Raw genomic sequence first — 14,004 nt, forward strand, 5'->3', positions numbered from 1 at the left:
GTGGGCATTATATAGTTGGTAACATATGAGAAATATGATGAAAATAATTATTTTATGAGATAGTTTTCAGAAACTTTTACATAATTTCTTTTGTGTAAGATTTTGCTCCAAGCTCTTTAACAATATGATCATACAAAGCTCGATGAACTTGGTAAGTAGGATGAACATGATCCCAAAATGCATAGTTTTGCGGATTATTACACATACTTCCTGTATAACCAGCATCTATAATACTTTGCATCGAAGGCTGATCTAATAGTTCGGTCATATTAGCTCTAGAATTATCTTTATCTTCTAAATCATTATATGCTTTGTTTATTTCTGCTTTCTCAGATAAAAAATATCCTCCCAACCAGCATGAATCTTTAATATGCTTTAGACTTATATCAGCATGATATTTCTTATTAAAGTTCTTCGTATCATTAACCATCTCATTAAATACTGGTGCAATATCTATAAATTTCATATTATGCTTGTCAGCATATGTTTTTAAAATTTGATTGTGCTTTATATATATTTTTTTCAAGACATCTTGATTTTTTAGAGACTTCGACTCACCAGTTATACTAAGATCTGGCAAACCTATAATAACTACCTTTTTTACTCCAACTTTCTCAATAGCAGATATAATGCCATCTGTAACTTGCTTTACCGCACTATCAATATCTCCCATTTTTGGATTAGATGTTAGATAGTCATTCCCACCTACAAAAAATATAGCTAGTTTTTCTTTGATATTATCATCTGAATCTAAGTTAAGATATAAACCAATCTGATCATCTAGCACATACGGTGTATCATTATCAGCCCACTCTGGAAATACTATAACTGAACTACCTCCCACAGCATAGTTATTAACAGAAATATTATTTAGATATAGCCTATTTGCAAATTGCTCTGACCATACTTCACCATTAGAAAACATTCCTCTATAGTACGGTGTAGATTTCGGTAATAGCTGCAAAGAGTATTTATAAAGATTACCTTTATCACTTAAGCTATCACCAAATATTAGAACTTTTTTAATACCAAATAGTAAACTATTAAAAGTATCTATCTCTTTATGGCAAGCTGAAATTGTAAAGCTTGGCGTAATTAAGCTGCCATTGATGAGTGTTTTTATATTGATAGAATAATTAGTCCAATAGTACTCATAACCATCATTATGTAGTCTATGGTTTACCTCTATATTGCCAATTGCATCTTTAAATAGCGCTTTATTTGCACCCTTCTCACCAAAATAGAAAAAAGCATTTGATAGTTCATATTTAACTGAACCATACGAGTTTTTTGATTTGAAATCTATATTATAATTTGAAGTTGTCGAAACTAGGAAATTATCATTAGATAATACTTTAGTTACGTAATACTGATAAGGTTTAATGACCTTCTTAAAACTATAACCACTATCTTTATCTGTGATAGTAAAAATAGCATTTGTACTACAATTATTTTCTAGCATTAAATGAGTATGCGCATATCCAAATGATTGTTTTGCCAAAACAGTACAAAAAACTAATATAGCCAATTTTATAAAAATATTTCTTGTCATCTTTTAAATATAGGCAGATTAATCTATATATTGTAAATTAAAAAGCTAGATACCAATACAAAACTTTTTAAAAAATAAATCCATATGAATATAAGAATAAATTATGTGCAAAAAGATATTCCTTAATAACTATACGATTTTTTATGACTAAAATTTTATTCAAACACAACTGATCTATTTCTACCTTGAGATTTAGCCTGATACAAAGCCTTATCCGCAGCTTCTAAAGTTTGCTTTATAGATAAACCACCCTCATTAGCTGCTATACCACAACTTATAGTATATCTAATATCATGACCATTCATTATAAGCTTTTTTTTCTGTGCCTCAAGACGTATTCTTTCAGCAACATTTTTAGCATTATGCTTATCTGTACCTGGTAGAAAAATTATGAACTCTTCTCCACCAAATCTTACAGCTAAATCATCACCACGTGAATGTTGCTTAATTATCTTAGCTAAAGACACAAGAACTTTATCACCATGTAAATGAGAAAAGTCATCATTTATTTTCTTAAAATGATCAATGTCTAATATCACAATTGCATAAGAATCTTTCTTAGTATATACAGAAGCATGAGCATCAAAACCTCTACGATTAAGTAACTGTGTTAGAGGGTCTGTACGTGAGACATCGACTAAAGCAAGCTCATTTTTTTTGATATCTGTTACATCTCTTTCTATAGCTGCAAAATGCGTAACTTTATTATCCTTACTCAAATGCAAAGGAAATATTGATATATCAATCCAATAAGGTTTATTATCTTTTGAATAATTAAGGATAGTTTCTCTTATTACCTTTTTAGCCTTTAGAGCGTTATGTATCCGATATAAAGCTTTTTTATCAGTATCTTTGCCCTGTAGAATCCTAGGAGTATTACCAATAAGCTCATCTATGCTATATCCTGAAATATCTTGCATATATTCATTAGCATAAACAATTTTTGGTCCATAAGGTCTCTCAAGATTATGCGCACTTGTTATTAAAACACCATCATAAGCATTATCAACAATCTCTTTAAATGGTAGTTCATACTCTTTTGAAACATCTGTAAAAGACACAACTACTTGCTCTTTGTCAAAATGTAGATTCATCAAAATCCATATCGGATGACGAGTCTCTAGATCTAAAACTCCTATTAGCATGCCATTTAAAGATTTTTTAGTGCGAATAGCTATACTTACTGGATATTCACTCGGATCAAGAACTTTACCTGAAGGATCTATAAATGCCCATTGAGAACCAAAAATATCTTTACCAAGTATTTGATCTTTAGTTAGGTTTAGAATACGCAGAGCTTCTTTGTTTACATATGATACAGATGTATCTATACCATGCACAATAACCCCTGCTGGTAAATTATCGAGAAGTCTCTCGACATTTATTTTAATAGCCATGAGGTTATTCTATTGTGGTTGCCAAACAATATCTAACTCTTTCGCGGCTTTGACATCATCTAAGCGGCGAGATGGTAGATTATACGGAGCCCCTTTTAGATACTGAGGATTTTCCTTGGCGATATCTCTGATTTCTACCATCGCTTGGATAAACTTCTCCATACTATCAACATTTTCAGTTTCAGTAGGTTCTATCAACAAACATTCTGGTACTAATAGAGGGAAATACATAGTAGGAGCATGCACGCCTCTATCTATCAAACATTTAGCAAAATCTGTAGCTGTCACACCATAATTCTGAAATTCTGGTTTTAATGTCACGATGAATTCATGAGAAGCTCTTCTATCAGGATATGCTATTGTAAAGCCTTCTTCTTTTAGACGAGCCATCATATAGTTAGCGTTTAAAGTTGCAATTTCAGAAGCCTCCGTTAAGCCATTACCACCTAACATTGCACCATAGATATATGCTCTAAGCAACACTCCAATATTACCATTAAATGCGGATAATCTACCAATAGTGTTTGGTACATCTTTTTCTTCTAACCATACAAACTTATCATCTTTTTTACCAACCATTGGTACAGGTAAGAACTCTTTTAGTTTGTCATTAACAGCAACAGGACCAGCACCTGGGCCACCACCGCCATGAGGAGTTGCAAAAGTTTTATGCAAGTTCATATGAAGGACATCAAAGCCCATATCACCAGGACGTGCTTTACCCATAATCGCATTTAGATTTGCACCATCATAATATAGCAAGCCACCAGCTTCATGAACTTTCTTTGCAATCACAGCGATATTTCTCTCAAACACACCTACAGTTGATGGGTTTGTAAGCATGATACCAGCAGTTTTTGGACCAAGTACCTTATCTAGAGCTTCAAGATCAATATCACCACATCTCTTAGTTGGAATCTCAATAACTTTTAGACCACAAACTTTTGCAGTAGCTGGGTTTGTACCATGAGCTGCATCTGGAACAATAATTTCATTACGCTCAAAATCACCACGCTTATGATGATACGCTTTGATCATAGCCACACCAGCAAACTCACCTTGAGCACCAGCCATAGGAGCAAGTGATACACCTGTCATACCTGTTAGTTCTTTGATCAAGTCTTGCAGATCATATAAACATTCTAAAGTCCCTTGAGCACTTTGAGCACTTGCATAAGGATGTCTTTCTAAGAAGCCGGCTAGTGATGCATACTTATGTGCCGCACGAGGATTATACTTCATAGTACAAGAACCTAATGGATAAAAGTTCGTATCTATACAAAAGTTCTTACGTGATAACTGTGTATAATGTCTGACTACATCTAACTCTGCTTGCTCTGGTAAAATAGGTTTTTTAGAGCGTAGCATATCCGTTGGAATATTTGAAACATCGCCTTTCTTACTAGGCATTACAGCTGGTGAATTTACACCTCTAGTTTTTTCAAAAATAACCATTTTCCTAACCTCCTAACATAGCTAAAACTTTTTTAGCTGCAGCAATATACTCAGCATGGTCATCTGCTGTATGAATTTCTGTAGAACAAATCATAATAGATTTTTCTAAATCACTACTATATTCTCCTAAGAAATAACCTGCATCTATACCTTCTTTTTCCATCTCTGTTACAAATGTTTCAGCATTAACAGGTAAATCAATAACAACTTCATTAAAAAATGCATTTTCAAATCTAATACTTACACCATCTAGTTTAGATAATTCATTTGCTAGGTTTGTCGTATTCTCATGAGATACGCTAGCAACTCTTTCTAAACCTTCAGCACCAAGCAGACTCATATAAATAGTAGCCGCTGTTACCATAAGACCTTGGTTAGTACAGATATTTGAAGTAGCTTTTGCACGACGGATATGCTGCTCTCTAGCTTGTAAAGTTAAGCAAAAACCTTCATTTCCATCTAGATCAACAGTTCTACCAACTATACGACCTGGCATTTGACGAACATGAGGCATTTTACAAGTCATAAAGCCAAAATATGGACCACCTGAAGCTAAAGGTACACCCATAGGCTGACCCTCACCACAGACTATATCAGCACCTTTCTCACCCCATTCTGCTGGTGATTTTAAGATTGCTAATGACATTGGGTTTGTTACAGCTATTGCTAAAGCGCCATGCTCATGTGCCCAGTTTGTAAGGCTATCAACATCGGCAAGTTGACCTAAGAAGTTAGGGCTTTGGATAACTACTGCAGCATATTGAATATTAGCAAAATCAGCCAGCTTTGCTATATCTGTCTTACCATTTTTAGAGTCTAGACTTACGATATCTACCTCAATACCTTGATGTTTTGTAATAGTATCTAGTACATTTAAATATGTTGGGTGTAACGCCTCAGCAATTAGGACTTTCTGTGATTTTGCTTTTTTATTAGAGCGGATAGCCATAAGTACAGACTCTGCTAATGCAGTAGCTCCATCATACATCGATGCATTTGAAACATCCATACCTGTTAAGCCAGCCATCATAGTTTGAAACTCATAGATAACTTGCAAGCCACCTTGAGAGGCTTCAGCCTGATATGGTGTATATGCTGTATAAAACTCCCCACGAGCTACAATATCCCATATAGCAGATGGAATATAATGACTATATGCGCCAGCCCCTATATAGTTTGTATTATGATGATTTTTGTTAGCTCTTTTTCTAGCTAGATTCGCTAGTTGTATCTCATTGATGCCATCAGGAATCTTTAAAGTTTTTGCTCTTAATTCTGAAGGTATTTCATCAAATAGCTGATCTACAGAAGATGCTCCTATAGTATCAAGCATTTTTTTAATCTGTTCTGGTTTATGCGGAATAAAAGACATATTTCCTCCATGCCTTTGAATGAAAATAATTAATTCATAATAAAATTAGTCATACTAAATATTAATCAATTTCTGAATTACTAAGGTTTTAACCTTGGATCTTTATTTTAAAATACTAAGAACTGTTTAGTCTTCCATGACTTTTGCATAAGCATCAGCAGTTAGTAGATCAGCTAACTGAGACTCATCAGAAATTTTTAGTTTAAATAACCAACCATCTTTGTATGGCGCATGGTTTACTTGAGATGGATCATCTACTAAAGATTCATTTACTTCAATAATTTCACCGTCAAGTGGAGAGTATACATCTGATGCTGCTTTAACAGATTCTACAACACAAGTATCATCACCTTTAGAAAACTCTTCCCCAACCTCAGGAAGCTCAACATACACTAAGTCTCCAAGTAATGACTGAGCGTGCTCTGTAATACCTACAGTAACTTCATCACCCTCTACTTTTATCCACTCATGCGACTCTGTATATTTTAATTCGTTAGGAATATTTGACATTTTTATACCTCCAAGTAATTAACTAATTTAATTTTTTATTTACAAACTCGTAATATTACAATTTTAAATTTACTATCATTCAAAACTCAACCTAAATCCTCGTAGAGTAATCTAAGAGATCTTGAATCAAATTTAGAATGATATCAATACTTTATTATTAGCTATATCAAAGATTTACCATTTTTAACAAATCTAGGTTTTACAATCTCAACATCTAGCTCTTTGCCACGTATATTTACCTTAGGATTAGCGCCTTGTTTTGGTACATATGCTAAAGCTATAGCTATTTTTAAAGTTGGTGAAAAACTACCACTTGTAATATAGCCCTTCTCACCATTGTCTAAAACTATCTCTTGCCCAGCTCTTAAGACACCTTTTGATCTAAGAACTATACCAGCCCACCTAGTATCAACGCCTTTTGCTTTTTTAGCTAATAGCGCTTTTTTACCAATAAAATCCCTACCTTCATCAGATAAGTCAACGCTCCAACCAAGACCTCTTTCTAAAGGTGTTGTTGAACTATCCATATCAGAGCCATATAAATGCATCCCAGCTTCTAACCTAAGCGTATCTCTAGCACCAAGGCCAGCAGGTATCGCACCATGTTTTAATAAGTTATTCCAAAAATCTATAGCTTGATCTGCTGGAAGCATAATCTCAAAGCCATCCTCTCCAGTATAACCAGTACGTGCAAACATCCATCTACTAAAAAACTTAAATGAGAATGGCTTAAGGTGATCTAACTGCTTAGCAATATCTGATGTCACTACATGCTCAACTACTTTAGCAGCATTAGGACCTTGGACAGCTACTATAGCCAAATCTTCTTGAGGAGTTATCTCAACTTCAAAACCTTTAGCATTTTCTCTAAACCATGCTTCATCAGACTCCCTATTACCTGCATTCACAACAATTCTAAAATTATCAGCATCAATTTTATATGTAATTAAATCATCTACAATTCCTGCTTCATGATTTAGCATACAGCCATATTGTGCTTTATTACTTACTAGTTTAGCCACATCATTTGCTAGGATATGACGTAAGAATTTTTCAGCATCCTTACCTTTGATATCTACAGCAAGCATATGCGAAACATCAAACACACCACAGTTTTCTCTAACATTATTATGCTCTTGAATTTGTGAGCCATAGTTAATTGGCATTGACCAACCTGAGAAATCAACCATTTTAGCATTTGCAGCAATATGCGCTTCGAAAAGAGGTGTTTTTAACATAAGATTACCTACTGAATTTAAACTCTAACAAAAGACACTATACATCTTTTTATAGCCTTTTATAAGCATTTTTTCTCAAAAAAATTTACTATTTTTATTCATCAAGAACTTTTATATACAACTTACCATCTTTAGCTCTCTCTGGGCCATGAATATCTGTATCAAATCCTGGTAGCATTGAGCCTATTTTTTCTAACATTAGTAGAAAGTCTAAGATTACCTTTGATTCTGCTGTTATTCTCTCTCCTGGGAATATAACTGGAATTCCTGGTGGATAAGGAAGTATCATAACAGCACAAATATGCTCGTAGATCTCTGCTAGAGGAACTTTTTTAACTTTACCCTTTAATAACTTTTGAAAAGCTCTATGCGGATTTAGCTTCTGCTCTGGTAAAACGTTAAATGCATGATACATTAGGTTTGGCAAATTTGCATCACGCATATATTGATGTAGCTGCTCACTAATCTCTTGTATCCTCTTATCATCATAAAACTTTGGATCTTCAGCATATAAAGTCGGTAACATTTTTTCTACTAAAGTATTTTCATCGTACATTTGTTTAAACTTATTTAATACAGATATAAGTCTTACAGATTTTGCTTTTGTAGTTCCTAGACTAAATATAAACAATAAAGAATAAGGTCCAGATTTTTCAACAACAATATCATGCTCATCTAGAAATTTAGCCACAACATCTGCTGGAACACCCCACTCTTGGACATCATTATCTTTTATACCAGGAGTTAAAATAGTTATCTTAATAGGGTCTAATGATAAAAAGTCATCATCCACATTTTTAAAACCATGCCAGTTATCAGCATTTCTAAGTGGCCAAGCTTTTTTGCTTGATATATCATCAGGCTGCCAAACATCAAAAAACCACCCATTAGCCTCCGACCTTAGTTTGACAAGCTCTCTTCTGAAGTCTATAGCTAGATTAATAGTTTTATCTATAAGATTATAACCTTGTTCGCCCTCCATCATTGCCGCTGCCATTTCTGTACTTGATACTATTGGGTAGAATGGCGATGTTGAGGTATGCATCATATAAGCCTCATTTAAAACCTCTTCATTATAATCACCTTTGATATGAAGCATCGATGACTGACTAAATGCTGCTAAAAGTTTATGTGTTGACTGTGTCTCAAAAACTATATGTTTAGATTTAGGCTCAATCTGCATTGCAGTACGATTTTCATAGATTGGATGAAATATAGCATAAGGAATCCATGCACTATCAAAATGTAATTTTTTGACTTCTAATTCATTATGAATTGTACTAGTATTATACAAAATTCCATCATAGGTAGAATTTGTTATAACCGCATACTCCGGCCATTTATCTGCAATATTACTATTTTGTATTTTCTCTTGGATTGTTTCTCTCTGAAACTCACCTTTAGAAATCCCTCCAATTATGCCATAAGCATTTCTAGTTGGCTTAAGATATATAGGATTAACATCAACCATCATCATAAGATGAGTTATAGACTTATGACAATTTCTATCAACTAAAATAGTATCACCATCAGCAACACTATACATACCTACTATCTTATTAGCCGTTGATGTACCATTAGTTACAATAAGAGACCTTTCTGATTTAAAAACTTTTGAAATATATTCTTCAGCATCCTTATGTGCCTCTGAATGATCTAGTAAACTACCTAGTTCTTTCATTGAGATAGATAAATCAGTTTTAAAAATATTCTCACCATAAAAGTCATAAAACAAAGCACCTACTGGAGATCTTTGAAAACCGTAACCACCCTGATGCCCAGGCGTACAAAATGCCGAGTTAAAATCTCTTGAGTATTTAAATAACTCATATGTTAGTGGTGGCAATATATCATTAAAATAATTTGTGATAGTTTTATGAATAAAATCCGAATCCTCGCCAGCTAAGGCATCATACTGTATAAAGTTAATATTTAGATTAAAATCTCTAAGATTAAGTTTGATACTTTGATTATAATCAGAGGCTACAAATATTGGTAATTTCGTATTTAAATGAGCAATATTATGAAAAGCCTCCACGTTAAAGCTTGCTCCATCTAATACAATACAGCATATCCTAGAGTTCTCCTCAAGAATCTCAACAACCTCTGACATCTCATCAAGAACTAAAGTATTATAATGATAACCTTTAAGATCCCTTTCAATTTTTAATAAGAATTCTTCTTTATATGATTTTAGAGAATCATTGTAGACAAACACCACAGTTTTCATAGTTTAAGTAACCTATAAAAATATAACTATCTAACAATTCAGTATACTAAAAGTTGATTAATTAATAATACTTTTATTAAACAAAGATAAAAAATAAAGGTTATTATGAATGTTGAACTAATTGGATTTCACCATCTACTAGTCTATAGATCTTATTCATTCTTTGAGCTAGTTTTTCATCGTGAGTCACAATCACAAAACTAGTGCCAAAATCATCACTTAACTGCTGCATTAGTTGGAAAATACTTTCTGATCTTTGGCTATCAAGATTTCCCGTTGGTTCATCTGCTAAAATACAATTTGGATTAGTTACTAATGCTCTAGCAATCGCAACTCTTTGACGCTCTCCACCTGAAAGCTCTGCCGGTTTATGATTTGCACGGTGATCTAGACCAACTTTCTCTAGTATTTCTTTTGCACGCTTTATAGAGTCTTTTTTATTATATTTCTTTGTAATTGCTAAAGGAATCATAACATTTTCAATAGCTGTAAACTCCGGTAAAAGATGATGTAATTGATATATAAAACCTAAGTGTTTATTACGCATTATTGCTCTTTTGTTTACTGACTGATTATCAAACCTTTCACCCATTAAATACACTTCACCAGAATTACATTTATCTAATCCACCTAGTACATTTAATAAAGTAGTTTTACCAGAGCCTGATAAACCTAATATAGCAACTTTTTCACCTTTTTTAATCTCAAGATTAATATCTTTAAGAATAGCTATATCATTTTTAAATTCAGTATATTTTTTTGAGACATTTTTACAGTTTAAAACAATATCACTCATATCTTAGCGCCTCTACTGGTTGAACTCTTGAAGCACTCCAAGCTGGATATAATGTTGCTAAGAAGCTTAAAAACATCGAAACTAAAGTCACCTTAACAACATCTGAGAACATTAATTCTGATGGAATATAATCAATCAAATAAACACTTGCATTTAAGAACTGTCTACCTGTAACATGCTGAATAAAATTAACAATTTCTGTAGCATAAGTTGATAAGATAACGCCTAATAATACCCCAATAATTGTACCTATCAGTCCGATTATAAAGCCTTGATATATAAATACTGTAATAATCTGACGTGATGACATTCCCATAGTTCTTAAGATAGCAATATCACTACGTTTATCTGTAACCACCATCACTAAAGATGATAGTAAGTTAAATATTGCTACTGTTATTATCAATAGCAATATAAAAAACATCATTGTTTTTTCCATCTTAAGTGCATCAAAAAATGATTTATTCTCATCCGTCCAATCACGAGTAAAGTAATAAGATGACAGCCCTCCATCATTTAGCTTATTTTTAATAACAGGAGCATCATAGACATTTTTTGTACCAAGCTGTAATGACGTAATAGCATTTCCAGTTTCAAAAACTTTTTGAGCATCTTTGAGATTAATCATCGCATAATAAGCATCATACTGATAACTTACAGAGAAAATACCTGTCACTGTGAATTGTTTGATACGAGGAATCATACCCGCTGGAGTTAAACTAACTTTTGGCACTATAAGAGTAACTTTATCACCCACAGATACACCCAAGTTACCCGCTAAAACACTACCTAAAACTATATTATAGCCCTTACCATCATCTAAAGATGACAAGCTCCCATCAACAATATGCTTCTTAATAGGCAGGACCTTAGTTTGATATTTTGGCTCTATCCCTTGAATCTGCACAAATGCAGTTGTACTACCTCCTGTATTTGCACTAAGTAATCCTTGAGACTCCACTATAGGAGCAGCTGAAGTAACCTTAGGGTTATTTGCTAATATCTTCTTTGAAAGTGATTGCCAATCATCAAGCTTACCACCCATTTCATATACTTTTAATGGAGGCACCATCATTAAGATTCTATTTTTAATCTGTTGATCAAAACCATTCATAACAGACATTACTGTTATTAAAACTGCAACGCCTAATGATATACCAAGAAATGATATCGCTGAAATAATAGATATAAACCTATTACGCTTCTTCGCGCGAATATATCTTAAGCCAATAAATAACGGTAAACTTCTAAACATTTAATTTTTTAATAAGAAAAATTGTATTATAGGATAACATATTAGGATATGAAAAACATTTCAAAAATATTTACCAAGATTTGTTCATCAAAAAATCCTGCTACCTTTATTAAAATTTAATTGTCCTTGTTAAATTTACATAATTGTCATACCTCTTTTTTATCTTATAATTAAGCAAGATCATCTACTGTTGAAAATAGGAGGCAAAATGAAAGATTTATTTAAATCTCGAATTAATTATATTTGCATCTATTTAGGAGGGTTAGTTATAACCTATACAAGTATAACGTTCTTAATCTTAGAAACGATGTTCTAAATACAGTTGATATATTTTGGCTACACAAAGTCAAGTGCTGCACCCACACGCTATAACTCTAAGCAGCACTTAGATATAAATCCCTTAAAAATCAAAATATATTAACTGTATTTAAACAACTCTTACCAACGCTGGAAAATTTCCATACAGATATCTTTAATAGCCTTACCTGTTTGCTGTGTTTTCTCTAGATCTTGAGCATGTATGTTTGTTAGTACAATAGTATCAAACGGTCGAGTTTTATACTCAGGAAGTAAATTAACTATTTCATAGTTTTCCTCACTTGGCTCATCAAAATACTTTTCAGGAAGCAGTCCTATTCCATAACCTAAACGCACAAGATCTCTCAATTGAACCAACACATCTGTAGCAAAGTTACCATTAATTACAACTGAATGCTCTTTATTATCATCATCAAGCAAATTCCAGCGTGTTTTTGACCAAAGATTTGTATATAAGCAATTATGATCTTTAAGGTCTTCTAATTTTTTTGGTTCACCATACTGTTTTAAATAATCTTTAGAAGCAAAAATCTTCATAATATCTGAGCGTCGTGTAACAATATTCCAGTGATCAGGATTTATTGCATGAAAGAATAGATCTTCTGTTATACAAATATCAAAATGTTGAATAAAGTTTTTAAGTTTAAGAATTTCACGCTCCATCATATTAAATGTATATGTTGATAACTCAATTTTAATATTTGGGAATTTTTCTTTTAACTTAGGGTAAATGTTGTAAATAAAAAAATACGAAAAACCAATAGACAAAAATATTTTGATAGGAATATTCTCATCATCAAGGTTGCTAATATTACCCTCCACATCATCTAATACTTTTTCAATACTCTCAAGATGATTTAATGTTGAATTATATAAAATCCTACCCGCGGAAGTTAATTCAATACCTTTGTTTGATCGTGTGATTAATTTCTTACCAAGTTGATCTTCAAGTTGCGAGATTTGTCTTGAGATAGTAGTATGCGCTATTCCAAGCACTGCGCTTGCTTGGGAAAAAGAACCACTATTTATTAATGTTTTAAAGAAAAATAAATTATCGTAAACTTTCTTCATCTCTATATATTATAAGAAAATCATATAGAGTAATAATATCAACTTATTCCATTTTTTGGTTGTTATTCCAAAAAATTTACTATAAAAAATGACTTCAGAAACATATTATAAATTTCCTAGATAAATTTATAATATTGGTTATAGTTAGCTTAAATCTATAAAAATAGATTATAAAAGCTGCTCGATAAAACTTTAGTAAACGATATATAAAAAGTGCTTCTAAGACTATAAAGGTTCCTGTTAAAAAACACATTGATGCAATAAATAAAGCTATAACCCAACTACGCATCTCTAATACCTCTAGATAAAATAAAATATGCTCCAATATCTGGTCTTTTGCTTACTATTGACTCTGGTAATTGATGTTTTGTTAGTTCCATATCTTTACATGATTTAAATAAACGTATTAAAAAATTGCTCTTCACATTGCTAACTAACTTTTTTGAAGGGAATAAATGAAAAGTATTAATATTCTTATATAGTTTATAAAATACTGTCTGAGTAAACTTATATTTATAAATAAACATCATCATTGGCATTCTATATTTTGGTTGAAATGCATGAAGATGTAATTCACATTGAGAGTTTCTACTATCTATATTTCTAACTAAAACATAACCTGCAGGAGTATCTTTTTCATCTGTAAAAACAATATGATCACATTTTAACTCAAATATTCTTTGATAAAACTTCTCTATAGTAAATGGGCTCTGTGTATAAGCTAAAATACTTTTAACTAATTTGTCTGTATAACTAGTTCTCTTAGTATCATGATAAAGTATAGTATAGTTTAGACTCATTTTACTCTCC

11 protein-coding genes are annotated in these 14,004 nt (G+C 32.3%); all 11 read right to left on the reverse strand.

What is annotated here, in order from left to right:
• Positions 1–76: 76 nt before the first annotated feature.
• The 11 genes from FIP56_RS08255 to FIP56_RS08305 all read right to left on the reverse strand — a co-directional run bounded on the left by FIP56_RS08255 (position 77) and on the right by FIP56_RS08305 (position 13,994).
• Positions 77–1,501: an SGNH/GDSL hydrolase family protein gene (locus FIP56_RS08255; RefSeq protein WP_245323068.1), complete on the reverse strand. Its 1,425-nt coding sequence runs from the start codon at positions 1,499–1,501 to the stop codon at positions 77–79.
• A 206-nt stretch (positions 1,502–1,707) separates the two neighbouring features.
• The gene (locus tag FIP56_RS08260) at positions 1,708–2,949 is read right to left on the reverse strand and encodes a sensor domain-containing diguanylate cyclase (protein ID WP_192578451.1); all 1,242 of its coding nucleotides are present in this window, start codon (positions 2,947–2,949) and stop codon (positions 1,708–1,710) included.
• Between the two features lie 9 nt (positions 2,950–2,958).
• A complete protein-coding gene (gene gcvPB, locus FIP56_RS08265) occupies positions 2,959–4,404 on the reverse strand; it encodes an aminomethyl-transferring glycine dehydrogenase subunit GcvPB (protein ID WP_192578452.1) in 1,446 nt (481 codons plus the stop codon).
• 4 nt (positions 4,405–4,408) lie between these two features.
• Positions 4,409–5,776, reverse strand: a complete 1,368-nt coding sequence (gene gcvPA / locus FIP56_RS08270; RefSeq protein ID WP_192578453.1) for an aminomethyl-transferring glycine dehydrogenase subunit GcvPA — start codon at positions 5,774–5,776, stop codon at positions 4,409–4,411.
• A 126-nt stretch (positions 5,777–5,902) separates the two neighbouring features.
• Positions 5,903–6,286: a glycine cleavage system protein GcvH gene (gene gcvH / locus FIP56_RS08275; protein WP_192578454.1), complete on the reverse strand. Its 384-nt coding sequence runs from the start codon at positions 6,284–6,286 to the stop codon at positions 5,903–5,905.
• Positions 6,287–6,447: 161 nt separating this feature from the next.
• Positions 6,448–7,524 carry a glycine cleavage system aminomethyltransferase GcvT gene (gcvT, locus tag FIP56_RS08280; RefSeq protein ID WP_192578455.1) on the reverse strand — a complete coding sequence of 359 codons (1,077 nt, stop codon included), beginning with the start codon at positions 7,522–7,524 and terminating at the stop codon, positions 6,448–6,450.
• A 94-nt stretch (positions 7,525–7,618) separates the two neighbouring features.
• Positions 7,619–9,754, reverse strand: a complete 2,136-nt coding sequence (gene ldcC, locus FIP56_RS08285) for a lysine decarboxylase LdcC (protein ID WP_192578456.1) — start codon at positions 9,752–9,754, stop codon at positions 7,619–7,621.
• 103 nt (positions 9,755–9,857) lie between these two features.
• The gene (gene lolD, locus FIP56_RS08290; RefSeq protein ID WP_192578457.1) at positions 9,858–10,550 is read right to left on the reverse strand and encodes a lipoprotein-releasing ABC transporter ATP-binding protein LolD; all 693 of its coding nucleotides are present in this window, start codon (positions 10,548–10,550) and stop codon (positions 9,858–9,860) included.
• Positions 10,543–11,805, reverse strand: coding sequence for a lipoprotein-releasing ABC transporter permease subunit (locus FIP56_RS08295; RefSeq protein ID WP_192578458.1), 1,263 nt, complete (start codon positions 11,803–11,805; stop codon positions 10,543–10,545). Before FIP56_RS08295 ends, lolD begins: the two co-directional genes overlap by 8 nt.
• 438 nt (positions 11,806–12,243) lie before the next feature.
• Entirely contained in the window at positions 12,244–13,194 is a 951-nt protein-coding gene (locus FIP56_RS08300; protein WP_192578459.1) for a LysR family transcriptional regulator, read from the reverse strand.
• A gap of 281 nt (positions 13,195–13,475) precedes the next feature.
• Positions 13,476–13,994: a hypothetical protein gene (locus tag FIP56_RS08305; RefSeq protein WP_192578460.1), complete on the reverse strand. Its 519-nt coding sequence runs from the start codon at positions 13,992–13,994 to the stop codon at positions 13,476–13,478.
• Between the last annotated feature and the right edge of the window lie 10 nt (positions 13,995–14,004).

Source organism: Francisella sp. LA112445 (genome assembly GCF_012224145.1).
GTDB lineage: Bacteria > Pseudomonadota > Gammaproteobacteria > Francisellales > Francisellaceae > Francisella.